Origin of the sequence: Methylocystis sp. H62, assembly GCF_015709515.1 — a bacterium.
GTDB lineage: Bacteria > Pseudomonadota > Alphaproteobacteria > Rhizobiales > Beijerinckiaceae > Methylocystis.
On record NZ_JADNQZ010000056.1, the window covers coordinates 77,522 to 94,105 of the forward strand.

12 protein-coding genes are annotated in these 16,584 nt (G+C 64.5%); 7 read left to right on the top strand and 5 right to left on the bottom strand.

The annotated features are described in order from the left end of the window. Positions 1 to 36 precede the first annotated feature (36 nt). The gene (gene panB / locus IYY11_RS14460) at positions 37 to 864 is read left to right on the top strand and encodes a 3-methyl-2-oxobutanoate hydroxymethyltransferase (protein WP_281431701.1); all 828 of its coding nucleotides are present in this window, start codon (positions 37 to 39) and stop codon (positions 862 to 864) included. Here the strand turns inward: panB and IYY11_RS14465 are convergent. Beyond that, entirely contained in the window at positions 848 to 2,203 is a 1,356-nt protein-coding gene (locus tag IYY11_RS14465; protein WP_196404482.1) for a UDP-N-acetylglucosamine-peptide N-acetylglucosaminyltransferase, read from the bottom strand. The genes panB and IYY11_RS14465 overlap by 17 nt on opposite strands. A gap of 172 nt (positions 2,204 to 2,375) precedes the next feature. On the opposite strand from IYY11_RS14465, the gene hemH reads away from it, so the two are divergent. Beyond that, a complete protein-coding gene (gene hemH / locus IYY11_RS14470; RefSeq protein ID WP_196404483.1) occupies positions 2,376 to 3,383 on the top strand; it encodes a ferrochelatase in 1,008 nt (335 codons plus the stop codon). Between the two features lie 186 nt (positions 3,384 to 3,569). Here hemH and IYY11_RS14475 read toward each other — a convergent pair whose 3' ends face one another. Next, positions 3,570 to 5,849 carry a hypothetical protein gene (locus tag IYY11_RS14475; protein ID WP_196404484.1) on the bottom strand — a complete coding sequence of 760 codons (2,280 nt, stop codon included), beginning with the start codon at positions 5,847 to 5,849 and terminating at the stop codon, positions 3,570 to 3,572. 31 nt (positions 5,850 to 5,880) lie between these two features. Next, a complete protein-coding gene (locus IYY11_RS14480) occupies positions 5,881 to 6,426 on the bottom strand; it encodes a TetR family transcriptional regulator (protein ID WP_196404485.1) in 546 nt (181 codons plus the stop codon). A gap of 140 nt (positions 6,427 to 6,566) precedes the next feature. Here IYY11_RS14480 and IYY11_RS14485 point away from each other — a divergent pair, with 140 nt between their 5' ends. The 5 genes from IYY11_RS14485 to IYY11_RS14505 all read left to right on the top strand — a co-directional run bounded on the left by IYY11_RS14485 (position 6,567) and on the right by IYY11_RS14505 (position 14,342). Then, positions 6,567 to 7,016 (top strand): copper uptake system-associated protein, encoded by a 450-nt coding sequence (locus IYY11_RS14485; RefSeq protein WP_196404486.1) that lies wholly within the window; start codon positions 6,567 to 6,569, stop codon positions 7,014 to 7,016. 611 nt (positions 7,017 to 7,627) lie between these two features. Next, complete coding sequence (locus tag IYY11_RS14490) at positions 7,628 to 9,982, top strand: TonB-dependent receptor domain-containing protein (RefSeq protein WP_196404487.1); 2,355 nt, start codon at positions 7,628 to 7,630, stop codon at positions 9,980 to 9,982. 142 nt (positions 9,983 to 10,124) lie between these two features. Beyond that, the gene (locus IYY11_RS14495) at positions 10,125 to 10,784 is read left to right on the top strand and encodes an ABC transporter ATP-binding protein (RefSeq protein ID WP_196404629.1); all 660 of its coding nucleotides are present in this window, start codon (positions 10,125 to 10,127) and stop codon (positions 10,782 to 10,784) included. Further along, on the top strand, positions 10,781 to 13,249 hold the full coding sequence (locus IYY11_RS14500) for an ABC transporter permease (RefSeq protein ID WP_196404488.1): 2,469 nt from the start codon (positions 10,781 to 10,783) through the stop codon (positions 13,247 to 13,249). Before IYY11_RS14495 ends, IYY11_RS14500 begins: the two co-directional genes overlap by 4 nt. Beyond that, positions 13,239 to 14,342 carry a lipocalin-like domain-containing protein gene (locus IYY11_RS14505; protein ID WP_210331369.1) on the top strand — a complete coding sequence of 368 codons (1,104 nt, stop codon included), beginning with the start codon at positions 13,239 to 13,241 and terminating at the stop codon, positions 14,340 to 14,342. The genes IYY11_RS14500 and IYY11_RS14505 overlap by 11 nt, the downstream gene beginning before the upstream one ends. Here the strand turns inward: IYY11_RS14505 and IYY11_RS14510 are convergent. Together IYY11_RS14510 and IYY11_RS14515 are read right to left on the bottom strand one after the other, a co-directional pair. Next, the gene (locus IYY11_RS14510) at positions 14,336 to 14,782 is read right to left on the bottom strand and encodes a MarR family winged helix-turn-helix transcriptional regulator (protein WP_196404489.1); all 447 of its coding nucleotides are present in this window, start codon (positions 14,780 to 14,782) and stop codon (positions 14,336 to 14,338) included. The genes IYY11_RS14505 and IYY11_RS14510 overlap by 7 nt on opposite strands. 110 nt (positions 14,783 to 14,892) lie before the next feature. Next, positions 14,893 to 16,230, bottom strand: coding sequence for a glycosyltransferase family 1 protein (locus IYY11_RS14515; RefSeq protein WP_210331370.1), 1,338 nt, complete (start codon positions 16,228 to 16,230; stop codon positions 14,893 to 14,895). Positions 16,231 to 16,584: the final 354 nt, after the last annotated feature.

The following is a 16,584-nucleotide window of genomic DNA, read 5'->3' on the forward strand; positions in this document are numbered from 1 at the left end:
GTGCCGTCCTGACGATTAGGCGCGCCGGAGCCCCCATTGCCCAACGCCAGCACCTTCCTCGACATGAAGCGCCGAGGCGAGAAGATCGTGGTCGTCACCGCCTATGACGCGCCGACCGCACGCATCGAGGCGGAGGCCGGCGTCGACATTATCCTCGTCGGCGACAGCGTCGGAGTGAATGTTCTTGGCTATGCGCATGAGCGCGAGGTGACGCTCGCCGATATGGCGCATCACATCGCCGCGGTGCGGCGCGGCGCGCCCGAAATCTACATCATCGGCGATTTGCCCTATGCGACCTATGACACGCCCCAGCAGGCGATCGAGAGTTCGCGCCTGCTGCGCGAATCTGGCGCCGATTGCGTGAAATTCGAAGGCGCGCAGCCCGACATCATGCGCGCCTTGACGGCGGCGGGCTTCGACGCGTGCTCACATCTGGGCCTCGAATCGCAGCATCACGACGTGAAGCGGCGCCAGGGCAAGACCGCGGAGGCCGCCGCGAAACTTTATCAGGACGCGTTGGCGCTCGACGCCGCCGGACAGAAGTTTGTGGTGCTGGAGCTCGTGCCGCAGGAGCTCGCGGCGCAGATCACGCAAGCGATCGGCGCGCCGACGATCGGCATCGGCGCCGGCGCGGCGACGGATGGACAGGTGCTCGTCGTCAACGATCTCGCAGGGATCACCGCGCGTGAATTCAAGCACAACCGCCGCTACGGCGCCGTTGGCGCGGCGCTGCGCGACGCCGTCGAGGCCTATGCGCGCGACGTTCGCGCCGGGCTCTTTCCGGCGGACGAGCACGCCTTTCATATGGCCGACGACGAACGCTCCGCCTTCGAGCGCGCGGCGAGTCTTAGTCCGCTCCGATGACCACGGGCGGCGCGCCGGCGAGACGCCGCCGCCACATGTCTTCGAACAGCGATTCCAGCGCGCGCGTGTAGGCGTAGACGTCGAAAAGCGCCGTCGTCAGGCGATTGGCGGCGAGCTTCGCCCGCAGTTCGGCGCAACGCACGGGATCGTCCGCCAAGACCAGCGCGATCTCCAAATATTCGTCAAAATCCGCCGCGATCAACTCCGGCAATCCGATCGCATGCAAGAGGCTCCCGGCCACGCGCGAGGGAAAGGTGTCCCCGGCGCAGGTCACGATCGGCACGCCCGCCCACAGCGCGTCGCTCGCCGTCGTATGCGATCCGAAGGGCGCCGTGTCGAGCGCGAGATCGGCGAGTTGCAGGCGCGCCAGATGTTCGGCCTGCGGCAAATGCGGCGCGAAGATCATCCGCGCCGCGTCAATTCCGCGTCTGCGCATTTCATTGCGCAGATTGCCCTCCGCCAGCATCGCCGCCGAGAGCCACAGCACCGCGCCCGGCGTCGCCTCGAGCAGTCGCGCCCAAAGATCGAAGATAAAGGGCGTGAGCTTATAGGCCTGATTGAAACAGCAATAGACGAAGCCTTCCGCCGGCAGACCGGCGGCGGCCCGCGACGGTGGCGCGCACAGCGGCGTCCCGCGCCCGTGCGGCTGATAGGCGTGCGGCAGATAGGCGAAGGCTTCCGAATAGGCCGACGCCGAAGAGGGCGGCGTGACATAGCGATCGGTCACGATGTAATCGCACACGCCCGTTCCGAGCGTGCCTGGATAGCCAAGATAATTGACCTGAACAGGCGCCGGCCGCAGCATCATCACGCTGGTGCGCGCGCCATGGGTGAAACCCTTGAGGTCGATCAGAATATCGACGCCATCCGCATTGATGAGGCGCGCCGCCTCGGCGTCGGTCAGCTGCGAAATGTCGACGAAATCGTCGAAGGCGGCCCGCAGCCGCGTTCGCATCGCCCCCTCGACGCCGCAATAGCTGTAAGCGCGAAACTCGAAGCGGGCGCGATCATGCGCCTCCAGCGTCTCGACGAGAAGATGCGCGGTCGCATGCTCGTGGAAGTCGTTTGACAGATAGCCGACGCGGATCCTGCTGCGGGTGGAGAGGTCGAAGCGCATCGCGAGGCTGGCGCGCAGCGGCCCGGCCGCCAACAGCCGCGCGGCTGTCCAGCTCTCGGAACAGGCGCGCTGTTCGCCGGCGGTGATGCCAGGCTCCGACAGCAGGAGGAAGGGGGGCGTAGCCGGCCCATCGGACAAGGCCAGCGCCGCGCGAATTTGCGGCGCGGCGGTGTCGAAATCGTCCCATTCGCACATGGCGCGGCTGCGAGATATGGATTTCATGGCGCCCTTTCGCGAGGGGCCAATCCGCACATCCGCCGGCCTTTGTGCGCGAAGCGATTTCCATGCCGCGCGACGATCCTCATCTGGCGAGTTGCCAGAACCGCCGCCGCCGCTAGAAGATGTTCTTTTGCCGCGCCGCGATCCGGGCGGGCGGTCCGCAACAAGGCTCATCATGACGTCAGCCACGGTATCGAGAGAAGCGCCGGTCGGACTCCTTCTCGTCAATCTCGGCACGCCTGATGCGCCCGATGTCGCGGCGGTGCGGCGCTATCTGGCGGAATTTCTGTCCGACCGCAGAGTCGTCGACCTCCCGCGCGCGCTATGGCTGCCGATCCTCTACGGCGTCGTGCTCAACACCCGCCCCGCGCGCTCGGCGAAGCTCTATGAGTCGATCTGGAACAGCGACACGGGCGAGGGTCCGCTGAAAACCTTCACCCGCCTGCAAGCCGAGAAGCTGCAGGCGCGGATTGGCGCTTCGAACCTCATCATCGACTACGCGCTGCGGTACGGCGCGCCGTCGATCGCGACGCGGATCGAATCGCTGATCGTCAAAGGCTGCGAGCGGATCGCGGTGCTGCCGCTCTACCCGCAATATGCGTCGTCGACCACGGGCTCCGCCGCCGACGCCGCATTCGACGCGCTGCGCGAGATGCGCAAGCAGCCGGCGCTCCGCATCGGCGCGCCCTATTACGACGACCCCGCCTATATCGACGCGCTCGCGACGAATATTACGCGCGCGCGCGCCGCGCTCGATTTCGAACCAGAGGTCATCATCGCCTCGTTCCATGGCCTTCCGCAGGCGCAGATCGATCGCGGCGATCCTTATCGCGCGCACTGCGAAGCGACGTGGCGACTGCTCTGCGAACGGCTCGGGATGAACGCCCAAAGCCTGCGTCTCGCCTTTCAGTCGCGCTTTGGGCGCGCGCGGTGGATCGAGCCCTATACGTCGGATGTGGTGACCGAGCTTGCCGGCGCCGGCGTCAAGCGCATCGCCGTCGTCGCGCCGGGGTTCGCCGCCGACTGCCTGGAGACGATCGAAGAGCTTGGCGTCGAAATTCGCGATCTCTTTCTCGAGAAAGGCGGCGAGAAATTCGCCCGCCTGCCCTGTCTCAACGAGAGCGACGAAGGCATGGCGCTGATCGAGACTCTGGCGAAGCGCGAGATCGCGGGATGGATATAACAGGGATTCAGGCTGATCCATTCGCTCCGACCCTGTCATTCCCGCAGGCCGAAGGCCTGACGTGGAATCCAGAGCCGATCTAACAATGTTGGTTTTGCTCTGGATTCCCGATCGCGCGCGTCGGGAATGACATCCGAAGCCGTGCAAAGAGAAGCGCGTCACGCGCGAATTGCCGACATTCGCTCGCTATCTTCGCGACGATTCGGTCAGCATTCCGCGCAGCGGCTGAAAGTCGAAGCGCACCTCATGGCGCCCTTCCGGAATCGCGACGGCGCGGAACATGACATTCGCGCGCAGAATCGGCGCTTCCACGCCGTCGAGGTTCGCGAACCACCACGGATGCCAGACGTCGTGCAAAACAAGCCAGCCTCCGCCCGGAGGCGCGCTGGCCTCGGCGACGATGCGATCGTTCTCGTAGGAGAGGATTTTCGCCGTCGCCGGCGGCGCATTTTTGCGCGTATGGCAAATCGGCGGCGTCTCCAGGAGCACCGTCTCGCGATAGTCCGCCTCCGGCCACTCGCCGCTCTTCGTCATCGCCGCGAAATCGACGTGGATGGCGCAGGTTGCGAGTATGACGCGCGGCATGGCGCGGGGATTTTCGTAAATGTGAACGTCGCCAATGCGTGTGAGTTCGACGAAGTCGCCCGACTTGTAATTCTCATCGATCTCTTCAATGGGCACGCCGGTCGCGATAAATCGCAGGCCGAGCATGTCCGACAGGATTGAGCGATAGGCAGGATAGAGCTTGGAAAACTGGCGCTGCTCGGGAAGCGCGAGATGGTCTCCGGCGCCGGTTACGTCTTCGAAGAGCCGCAACCGGATGGGATTGTAACCGAGAACATGATCGAAGCCGTGGACGAGCGACGCGTTCGGCCAATGAAAATCGATCGCCGCAAGTTCGACGCGGTCGCGACGATCCGGCCCCGCCGTCTCCTTTAGCTTCCCGCGCAGATAGGCGATCACCGGATCCTTGCCGTTGACCCGCAAGGCGTCGAACTGCTCAGGCGGCAAGGCCGTCGATTCATTGGGACCGTTGCCGATCGTCAGATCGACGCTCATCAACGTGGCGACCGCCGCGAGCAGATACGGGCCGCGCAACAACCTGTCGCGAGTGGCGAGGATAAGCGCGACGGCGAGCGCGGCGAGAATCGCGCTTGTCGCGAGCGGCCAGAAGGCTTGGTTGAGATGGCCCTTCACGCCCGCGACAAGCAGCGCGACCGCGAACAGCGCGGCGACGGCGCCGACAAGCCAAGCCGTGCGCGGCGTGGCCTCGCCCCGCTCGACGAGATTGAAGCCATAGCCCGCGAGGATCGCGAGCGTCGCGCCGAGCAAGAATGTAGCGTCGGCCGGCCGCCGCCAAAGGTCGACGCCCGGCAGATGATAGAAGAAGGCGAAGGCTGGCGTATAGCGGCCCAGGGCGTAGAGGGCGAAAAACAGCGCGGCGGCGGCGAAGAAGCGGATTTCCTTATTTGAGAAAAAGCGCCTGCCCAGCGCCGCGATCAACGATACGAGCGTCAGTTCGCCCAAATAAACATTGGTCATGTTGCGCGCGAGGAACAGGTCGCGCTCGCCCGCCGGTGGCCCCCAGAAGTTTTTGAGCGGACCATCCGTTCCGAACATATTGGCCGAGATCAGCGTCCAGAAGGAGCCCGGCGGCAACGAGCCCTTGAAGGCGCCGTCGAGATCGATCTCGGGTCGGTTTGAATGCGCGGCGAGATCCAGCGTGAACGCAAGCGGCACGGCGATGATTGTCAAACCGACGAGCGCGCCCGCCGCGAGCGGCGTAACCGCGCCGAGTTTGGGCGATTCATCCGTAGCGACGCGATAGGCGGCATAAGCGGAAAGCATCAGCACGCCTAGGAACGCGACCTGGTCCCGTCCCAGCACCAGCAGTGCGGCGGCGGCGCCCGCAGCGGCGCCATAGAGGGCCGAGCGCCGATCGAGCCCCCGCGCCAGCAGCCACAGCGTGACCGGGAGCCACGCGAGACTCATGATCTGCCCGACATGCTGAATGCGCCACGCCGCCGAGCCGCCAAAGGCGAATGCGAGAGCAGCGAGCAATCCCCCCGCGGCGCTCCAGCCGCGATCGCGAAAATAGGCGATGAGCGCAAGGCCGCCCATGGCCAGCATCGCGAAGACGATCGCGTCGGCGAGGACGAAGGACGGCTCGGGAACGAGCGCCGCCGCCATCAGGAAAAACGGAGAGAAGATCAGCGATTGCGGATCGGCGATCTGCGGCATCCCCGCAAAGACGTGCGGCGTCCAGAACGGCGACTGGCCGCTGTGTAACGCATGGGCGAGAAAGGCGAACTGCGGAAAAAAATGCGCTTTCGCGTCCCAGGGAATGGTGACGCGCCCGGAAAGCCAGGGAAAGGCGAGCGCCAGCGCGCAGACGAGGAAAAACGCCGCCGCGAGGGCGTAGGGCTGACCTTCCGGGCGGCCGGCGCTTCTACCGATTCGTTGCATGGCCACAGTTCTAGCGGCTCCAGACCCTGGCTCAAAGCCGCGCTTCAGGCGACCGCCTGAGGCCGAAGCGCGCAGCGAGCGCGTCGATATCCACAGCCGCACGGCGCTTGTCATCCGATTCCAGCAGGAGGCGCAACCCCATGCCGCGCAGCATGTCAATAAAGGCGCTGATATCAGGATCGTCGGCGGTCCGGCCGAAGACCGGCGCGAGCTGCTCGGCCACGCCTCGGGCGTGCGCAGCGAGCGTCGCCCGAATGTCCGATTGGTCGCTCGCCTGAGCCACGACGCTCACGAAGAAGCGCATCCTGTTGCGCTCGAACATGAGCGCGCGCACCGCTTCGACGGGATCGACGTCGCTTCCGATCGAACCGCGCTTGGGCTTATGCGCCTGCGCATGCGACGCTTCGAGCGTCGCGGCGAGCAAATCCGTCTTACGCGGAAAATAATAGGTCAAATGCGACTGCCGCAGTCCGGCCGCAGCGGCGACGCGGGTTTGGGTCAGCGCGGAGACGCCTTCCTTCCTGAGGATTTTGAGCGCAGCGTCCAGAATGCGCTGACGCGCGCTTTTTTCCACCATCGCCATTCGCGTTCATTCAACCTTTGCCGCGCCAGCGTCGTATCAAAAAAAACGCGCCGCGGAAACGCCTCTGACGCTTGCGCCACATTCTATTGGTAATATACCAACCTAGCGCGCCACGCTAACGTTGGAGAAGATCGATGAGATTATTTCTTATTGGGATGATCAGTGCAGCGGCGTGCCTGAGCGCGCGGGCCGACGAAGGATCCGAGGCGGCGCGCCGCCTGCTGTTCGAAACGTTCGACAAGCCGGAAACGCGCCTGTTCGTCGACGCAATCGTCGTCGAAGGCGACGTCGCCATCGCCGACTGGCGCCAGGGCGAACTCGGCGGCCGGGCGTTTCTGACGCGTAAGGGCGATGCGTGGAGCATCTCGCTTTGCGCCGGCGACGCCTTGAAAGACAGCGCCACGCTGGAAAAGCTCGGCGTTTCCAAAGCAAATGCGGAAACGCTTTCAAGACGGCTGGCGGCCGAAGAAACGCGGCTATCCCCCGACGTCATCGAGCGTTTCTCCCGATTTGACGGCATGGCCGCCATCGAGGCGGATGGGAGCCATTCGCCGCTCGATCCCCATCACAAGCCCATTCCCTGACTGTCGCTCACTGTTGCGCCGGAGCAACAGCAACCGAAAATGCGCCCGTCGGACCCGGCAAAGCGTTGCCCCACGTAATTTGGTATATTACCAACAATCAGGTTCGGCGCTCTGAACGCCCTTCCTTCACGCCTTCGGCGAGACGCAGCCACGAGGATCCGAGACAAGATGACGGCCCTTGCGAGAATGCCTCGCTCGATGATTTTGCGGCGCATCGGGGCCCTTTGCATCGCGCTGCTCTTCGCGCTCGCGGCCATTTCATCTTCGGCGCCGGCGCATGCCGCGCATGCGCCGCAGGGGACGGCCGTGCACTGTCCGGACACTTCCCAACCTGCGCCGACGAAGCATCCATGTGGCGGCGAGCAATGCTGCTCGCTCTGCGGTCACAGCCAGAAAGACCTGGTTTCTCCTTTTATTGAGTCTGCATCGGGCGCCATCGCCTATGCGCCTCCGCGCGCCGCAAGCCGCGCATTCTGCGCCATTCAGGCGCCGGCCAGAAAAACCGTCCGCGCACATTCGCGCGCCGCCCCGCGCGCGCCGCCCCGCTTCTCCTGATCGCGACAGCCTTCCCCTAACGATCGCGCGGCGAGAGGCCGCTCAGGAGAGATTCCATGTTTCGGACCGGCTTGCTGCGCGGCGCGTCCGCCGTCGCCCTCATTCTTTCGCTCGCGGATTCGAGCGCTCTTGCGCAACAGAGTCTGCCGACCATCGACATTGGCGGCGCCAAGCCGCGCGTCGTCGGACGCGGCGGCGGCCGCGCCCCGGCCACGGCGACGGCGCCAGTCCCCGCCACCTGGACGCAAACCGGCGGAGGCGGCTCGCTCACAGTGCCGTCAGTCGCCCAGCAGCGCCGCGAACTCGAGCGCAGCGTCGGCTCGGTCGCCTTCGTCGACGCCAATACGCCTGAAATTCAAACCCGCTACGTTCATGACCTGCGCGACGCGCTCAAGGACGTCCCGGGCGTCTATGTCGAAAGCCGCTACGGACAGGAACTGCGTCTTTCGATCCGCGGCTCAAATCTGACGCGCGACTTCCATCTGCGCGGACTGGAGCTGCTGCAGGACGGCATTCCGATGAACTACGCCGACGGCGGCGGCGACATGTATCAGATCGATCCCAAATATTTTCGCGCGATCGAAGTCATGAAAGGCGGCAACGCCCTCGCCTATGGCTCCTCGACGCTCGGCGGCGCGATCAATTTCATCTCGCCCACCGCCTATACGGCGCTCGCGCCGAACATGGCGTCGCTCGAGGGCGGCAGTTATGGGACGGTGCGCGGGCAAGCGCAGATGTCGCGCATCATCGGCAATTTCGATTTTCTCATCAACGGCACGTTCACCCATGCCGACAATTACAGAAAACATTCGACGACGGACTACACGCAGCTCAACGGCAATCTCGGCTATCGCTTCTCCAACGATCTCGAAACGCGGTTCTACTTCGGCGTCTATGACACGTGGCAATTGCTGCCGGGGCAACTCAACGAATTCGATGCGCGCAACAATCCGCGATTGTCACTGCCGCCGTTTCCGCCGGGGTTCGGACCGGACGGCTTTGGCGCCAATCAGGCGCGCAACGTCAAGAACTGGCGCATTTCGAACAAGACCACGATCCTGAGCGAAATCGGCCGCATCGACCTCAATAGCTGGTACACGCACAACTATCTCTATCATCCGATTTTCGTGGTCATCGAACAGGAAGGCGGGACCTGGGGATTCACCCCGCGCCTCACCTCGAATTTCCTGGTCGACGGCCACCCCAATGAACTCATCCTTGGCGGCCGCGTCTGGGGCGGATCGTCGAGCGACAATTGGGCCGACAACTACAATGGCATGCGGCTCAATCCCTACGGCGGGATCCCCGCCAATTTCGGCAACGCGCAGTTCTCCTTTCCACCCTATTCGTTCAATGGACTCGCGCAATTTGGCGCGGCGAATTCCTGCTTCGGTTTCTGCGGCCTGTTCATCAATCCCGGATTGGATCCGCGTCTGCGCAACAATCGCGCGACGGCGCTCAATCTCGAAGCCTATTTCGAGGATCGCCTGCACATCACGCCGCAGCTCATCTTCATGTTCGGCGCCAAGCTTTTCGCCGACACGCGGCGCTATGCGGTTCTCGGCGGCATTCCCTTCGAGCCAGTTCCCGGCGTATCGGACCAAGTCTTCCGCGGCATCGTGCCCAAGGTCGGTCTGATGTACGAACCGACGCCGGACATTCAGTTCTTCGCCGACATGACCGGAAGCCGCGACGTGCCGGACTTCATCGACCTGACGCAAGGCGTGTTTCCGCCGCCGCGCGACGGCACCAAATTCACGCCGCTCGCGGCGCAGAAAGCCTGGACCGGGGAGCTCGGCGCGCGCGGCAGATGGGACCGCTACACCTGGGATGTGACCTTCTACCATTCGGAACTGCAGGACGAACTCTTAAAATTCACCACCAATCCCGGCCTCGGCATTCCGGCGACGACCTTCAATGCGAAACGCACCATGCACCAGGGCGTCGAATTCGCTGCGAGCGCCGAACTCCTGCGCGATATTTTCGCGCCGGATGCGGGCGACGCGCTAAAGCTGTCGCAGGTCTGGACCTGGAACGATTTCCGCTTCGTCGGCGATCGCGACTTCGGCGACAATACGCTGGCCGGCATTCCGCGCCACGTCTTGCGCACCACGCTGTCCTATTGGCGGCCCGACGGCCTCTATCTCGCGCCGCAGATGGATTGGGTTCCCGGAGGCGCTTTCGTCGACTACGCCAATACGCTGCAGGCGCCCGGCTATGTCTTGCTGGGCGTCCAGGCGGGCATGAAGCTGCCCTACGGGCTCTCGTTCTTTGTCGAGGCGCGCAATCTGACCAATCGCCACTACATCAGCGACGTGACCACGATCGTCGACGCCCGCGGTCTCGATCCGAGGGTCTTCTATCCGGGCACGGGACGGGTGATCTACGGAGGCTTGCGCCTCGCGTTCTAGCTCGGCGACGTTTGGGCGATCGGCGCGGCGGGCCATATATAGGGCTGGCGCGCCGGCCGCCTTCGCCGGTCCGATCAGGGCGCATGGTTTGTCGATTCACGCGACGCCGGAAAATCTCGCCGCTGGGCGGACAAGCGCGCCGATGCTGCGCGTCGATGGGCTTAAAAAATCCTATCCGACGCCGCAGGGCCGCATTCCCGTGCTGCGCGGCGTGGACTTCACGCTCGCCGCCGGCGCCAGTCTCGCGCTGACCGGCGAATCGGGCAGCGGCAAGAGCACGCTGCTGCATCTGGTCGGCGCGCTCGACGACGCCGATTCCGGCGAGATCGTTCTCGATGGCGTCGTGCTGACGCGGCTATCGGAAACAGCGCGGGCCGCCATGCGGCGTGAAAGCATTGGCGTCGTCTTTCAGCAGTTCAATTTGATTCCGAGCCTGACCGTCGGCGAAAATCTGGGCTTCCAGGCGCGACTCGCCGGGCGCTACGATCCGTCGTGGCAGGAAGAGCTCACCGCGCGTCTTGGCCTTGCGACGCTGGCCGCCCGCTATCCTGAGGAGCTGTCCGGCGGACAGCAGCAGCGCGTCGCCATCGGCCGCGCCCTCGCCGTACGCCCGAGGCTTCTCCTCGCGGACGAACCGACCGGCAATCTCGACGAAGCGACCGGAGACGCCGTCATGGCGCTGGCGCTCGACCTCGTCGCCGCGACTGGCTGCGCCTTTCTGATGGCGACGCACAGCGAACGGCTTGCCGGCCGGCTGCAACGCCGCGTGCGGCTGGAGGCCGGTCTTCTGGCGGCGCAATGAGAGAGACGCTCTGGACGCTCGCCGCGCTGATCAGCCACTGGCGCCGACGGCCCGGGAACCTCGCGACGCTCGTGCTGGGTCTCGCCATCGCCACGGCGCTGTGGAGCGGCGTGCAGGCGCTGAACGCTCAGGCGCGCAACAGTTATGACGCCGCGGCGAACGCGATTTCGGGCGGCGGCGCCAGAACGCTCGTCGCCGCGCGCGGCGGCCTGTTTGACCAGGAGCTCTTCGTAAGGCTGCGCCGCGCCGGCGTCACCGTCTCGCCCGTCTTGGAAGGCGCCGTCCGGATCGGCGAGAAGAATATTCGGATCATCGGCGTCGAACCGCTGTCGCTGCCGCGCCGCTCGCCGATCGCCGACCGGCGGACGCGATCGGATGTGATCGAAGATTTCTTTTCCGGCCCAGGCCGTAGCTTTGTCGCGCCGCAGACGTTGCGCCGGCTCGATCTCGCCGAGGGCGCGCAGCCGCAAACCGAGCGCGGTCAGCAGCTCCCGCCGCTTGCCGCGCTCGCCGAAGCGCCGCCCGGCGCAATCATCGTCGACATTGGCGTCGCGCAACGCCTGCTCGATCGACCCGGAAAGCTCTCGCGACTCGTTATCCTCGATGAGGAGACATTCGACGAGGCGCGGCTTAAGCCAATCGCCGGCGATGCGCTGCGGCTGGTCGCGCCGGATGATGAGAGTGATCTCGCCCGCCTGACCGACAGTTTTCACCTCAATCTCACCGCCTTCGGCTTTCTTGCGTTCCTGGTCGGTCTGTTCATCGTGCACGCCGCTTACGGCCTCGCCTTCGAACAACGGCTGCCGACCCTGCGCACCTTGCGCGCGCTCGGCGTTGGGCCGCCCCATCTCGTCGCGGCGATGGCCTGCGAAATCGCCGTCCTGACGCTGATCGCGGGGGGCGCGGGCGTCCTCGGCGGTCACGCGATCGCGCAGGCGCTTCTGCCGGATGTCGTAAAAAGTCTCGAGAGCCTCTACGGCGCGCAAATCTCCGATCGCCTTGCGCTCGATGCGCGCTGGTGGCTCTCCGGCCTTGCGATGGCGGGCGCCGGCGCGGCGCTTGCGGCGGCGAGCGGCCTGACGAAAGCATTGCGGCTGCCGGCGCTGTCGTTCGCGCGTCCCATGGCCTGGCGCGGCGCGCATCACCGCTATTTGCGACGGCAGGCCGCGCTCGCGGCGCTTGCTCTTGTCGCGGCGGCCGGCGCATACCGCTTTGGCGAAGGACTTGCGTCAGGCTTCGCGATCATCGGCTTGGCGCTTCTTGCCGCGGCGCTCATTCTGCCCGTCGGACTTGCCGGCGCCTTGGCGCTCGCCGAGCGTTTTGCGCGCCGGCCGCTCACCCGCTGGTTCTTCGCCGACGGACGCCAGGAAATTTCCGGTCTTTCGCTTGCGCTGATGGCGCTGCTGATTGCGCTTGCGACCAACATCGGGGTCGGCGGCATGGTCGAGGGCTTTCGCCAGACGTTCGATCGCTGGCTCGACGCGCGCCTCGTCGCCGAGGTCTATTTCGAAGCGGCGACGCCCGCCGATGCGCGCGACATCGAGGCGTGGGCGCGCACGCAGCCCGACATCGCCACGATCCTGCCGATCTGGCGCGCGAAGACGCGCATCGGCGGATGGCCCGTCGACGTGCTCGGCATGACGCCTCACGAAACCTATACGGCGCATTTTCCCTTGATCGACGCCACGTCGGACGTGTGGACGGCGCTGCACGCGCAGGACGCCGTTCTCGTCAGCGAGCAGTTGGCGCGCCGCCTCAGTCTCGCGATCGGCGAGACGCTCGACATTCCGACGTCGGGACGAGACTTGCGCGCGCGCATCGTCGGCGTCTTTCCCGATTACGGCAATCCGAAAGGCCAGCTGCGCATCGATCACGAAAAGCTGACGCGCTATTTCGACGACGCTTCCGGCGTGCATTACAGCCTGCGCGTCGATCCCGGCGCCACGACGCGCGTCATCGAAAACATGCAGCAGCGCTTCGGCGGAAAAATCGCGCGCATCGTCGATCAGGCCGAAGTCAAAACGCTGTCGACGGACATCTTCGAGCGCACATTCGCCGTCACGACGGCGTTGAACACGCTCACGCTGATCGTGTCCGGCGTCGCGCTTTTCGCCAGCCTGCTGACGCTCAGCGACATGCGGCGCGCCCGCATCGCGCCAGTCTGGGCCCTGGGCGCGACGCGGCGAAAGCTGGCGGCGCTGGAAATGGCGCGGATCGTGGCGTTCGCCGCCGGCGCCGCGGCTTTCGCGATCCCGCTTGGACTGTTCATGACCTGGAGCCTTGTCGCGATCGTCAATGTCGCCGCCTTCGGATGGCGGCTGCCATTCCATATGTTTCCGGCGCAGTGGCTTGTGGTTTCCAGCATCGCGCTCTGCGCCGCGTTCTTTGCGGCGCTCATCCCCGTCGTTCGGCTCGCACGCGTTTCGCCGACCGAACTGCTCAGGGTCTTCTCGAATGAACGCTAGATCCCCGAACAGTTCCCCGGAACGGCGCTCGGCGATTTCGAGGCGATCGGCGCTGCTTCTTGCGCTGTCGTCGAGCGGCGCGTTGGCGCAAGGCTTCGGCGGACTTGGCGCGACGGCGCCCGGCTTCGCAATTCCCCGACCTGGAACGCCGCTCGCATTTCCAAGTGACCATGGCGCGCATCCCGATTTTCGTACCGAATGGTGGTACGTCACCGCAAATCTAAAAAGCGATGACGGCGCCGCCTATGGCCTGCAGTGGACGCTTTTTCGCTTTGCACTGCAGCCGAACGCGGCGCGAGCCGGCTGGGACGACCGCAATGTGTGGATGGGCCATGCGGCGGCGACGAGCGCGAACGAACATCTCTTCGCGCAAAAATTCGCGCGTGGCGGCATTGGCCAGGCGGGCGTCGAGGCGGCGCCCTTTCGCGCTTTCATCGACCACTGGGTTTTGGAAACGCGCGACGATTCCGTGGACGCCGGAATCGAGCGGCTGCGCGTTTCCGCGGGCGACAGGAATTTCGCCTATGCGCTCGATCTCACAGCGAAGGGACCGATCGTTTTGCAAGGCGAGGGCGGCTACAGCCGCAAGTCCGAGGCTGGACAGGCCTCCTATTATTTCAGCCAACCATTCTTCGAGGCGAAAGGCTCGTTGTCGATGAACGGACGCAAAATCCAGGTTTCCGGCCGCGCCTGGATGGATCGCGAATGGTCGAGTCAGCCGCTCGGCGCTGATCAAAAAGGCTGGGACTGGTTTTCGCTGCATCTTGAGGGCGGCGCCAGACTGATGCTGTATCGCATGCGCAGCGTCGAGGCGCCGTCGTTTCTCTTTGGGAATTGGATCGACGCCGATGGCGCAACATCCATACTCGCGCGCGAAGACATCTTCCTCGAGCCTTTAGAGACGATACGCATCGCAGATCGGGACGTGCCGGTCCGCTGGCGCGTGAAGATTAAAAACCGCGACGTTGACATTGAGACGCGGCCGCTCAATCCAAGAAGCTGGATGGGAACCGATTTCGCCTATTGGGAAGGTCCGATCCGCTTTACGGGTTCGCACAGCGGCGAGGGCTATCTCGAAATGACGGGCTATTGAGCCCCCGTGGCCGTGCGAAAAAAGTTCAAAAGAGCGCCTCGCGTATCCCGAAGCTTTTTCAAATGCACGGCGGCGAGTTCCGACAGCCGCCGGTCGCCCGCCCGCGTGATGACCACCAGCGATCGACGACGGTCGGTCGGATCGGTCTTACGCCTGACAAGCTTCGCCTGCGCCAGGCGCGACACCAGCTCCGCCGCGCTGTGATCGCGGATCATCAGCTGGTCGGCGAGTTCGCCGACGCTGATGTGTTTCGCGCCGCGAAAGGTGCGCACCACAAGAAGCGCCTGATACCATTGCACGGTCACGCCATGGTCGGCGGCGACCTGTTCGCTGAAGGCCAAAAACCTTCGCAAGTCGGAGCGAAATTGCGCGAGCGCGACCAGGTCGTCTTCACTTGGCGACTTGCGCGGAGTCCCTTGTGTCTGTTCGCAGAGATTCAAATGAAACCTCTTACTTCCCGAGTCGTTCTCGCGCTGGGCGACTCATTTGGAGTAAAGAAACAATGCGCGCGCAGCGCCGGCGGGTCAATTCTTGTCGGCGTCAAAGCGCCTCATAATTGCGCGATGAATTCATCAATCTTTGCAAAAAAAACATTGGGATCAGACTCTCCTCTACTGATGCGCGCAAGCGCCGCGCGACGACGCGGCGACTGCGGCGTCGAATAGTCGCGAACCGCTTGCAGCCATCCAAGTCCGTCGAGCGGATCGACATAGTCGATCGCGTCGCCGCCGACTTCGCGGAAGGCTTCGATGTCAGAGGCGATGACCGGCGTTCCCGCCGCAAGCGCTTCTGCGACGGGCAGACCAAAGCCTTCCGCAAAGGAAGGCATGAGCAGCGCGCGCGCGCCGGCCAGCAGGCTGCGCAGTCCCGGCGTGGAAAGTCCGCCCGCCTCAATGACGTGAGGACGCAAGGCGGCGCTGCGTTCCAGCATTTCGATCACGGCGGCGCTGAGCCAGCCGCGCTTGCCGACGATGATGAGCTTTGGCGGAGCCGTATCTCGCGCCAACACGCGCCATACGTTCAGCAGCGTCAAAAGATTCTTGCGCGGTTCGATCGTGCCGCAAACAACGAAATAGTTGACGCCGTCGAGCGCCGCCGGCGGCTCGGCGCGCGATGAAAAGACCGGCGATACCGGGAGACGGGCGACGCAGATCGGCAGTTCGGGCCTTCCGCATTCGGCGGCGAATTGACGAAGGCGCCCGGCGACGGCTTGCGATCCGACGACAACGCCTGCGCCATAGCGGCAGACATTGCTCATGCGTCGGGGATGCAGCATCGCTTCTCTTGCGCGAAAGAACTCCGGCGCCTCGATGGGAAGCAGGTCGTGGACGAAGAACACCGGCTTCACATCCGGCCGCGCCGTCAGCCAGCGCAGATACCAGCTTCGATCGACAAGAAATTGCGTGACGTTGAAATAGATCGCGCCACGCGGCGCCTCGGCCGTTGGCCTTCCAAGATAAGGCGCCCAGCGCCGCATCGCCTGCCAGTTTCGCTCAAGGAAAGAGAGATTCGGCGATCTTCTGACGCGAGTCATCGAGGCCCGAGCGGCGCCGTTGGAGAGAAGCGCCGCGACGACGGCGCGATAGACCTCATCCTCCCCGGCGTCGCCATCTTCGCGCCAGAGACTTTCGACGCCTTCGATCGTCTCAAGCGCGCTGTCGGGATCGGCGAGGCGCGGGCCGATCGCCGTACAAATGAGCGCGCCTCGCTCGCCTGCGCTGCGCGCAAGAAAATGCCTTGCGAGAGCGAAATCGACGCGATCGATGCCATTTGGCGCCGCATTCAGCGCGCGTGTCACGATTCTCGTGACGTCATAGATGACGGTGCTGCGCGCCGCGTCAGTCGCCGTCGACGTCAGTTGCGGCACTTCGTCTCGTCCAAACGACATCGCCAAATCTCTATCGCGTCATTGGCTTCTCGAACAGCGCGTTCCGTTTCTCTTTCGAGACACTCCCGATAGCGAAAAACCATTTTTGTAAAGAGCTGCACTTCTTCATCACAAGCGGCCATCGCGAGTGCGGCGGCGGACGTATCAATGCAGCTGGGGCGTGACGGCGGCGCGCAGTAGGTGACGCCTCGAAGCGCTTGCGCGGCGACCGGCTGCGCATGCGTCAGGAAAGCAGCCGCAGTCGCAAGCGCGGCGCTGCACATGCTCCTCCCGGAGAACCGCATCGAACCCACTCCGGTTGTCGAGCGTTTATCGAGCGCATTGGGATACGTGATCGATAAGGAATCGCTCAAA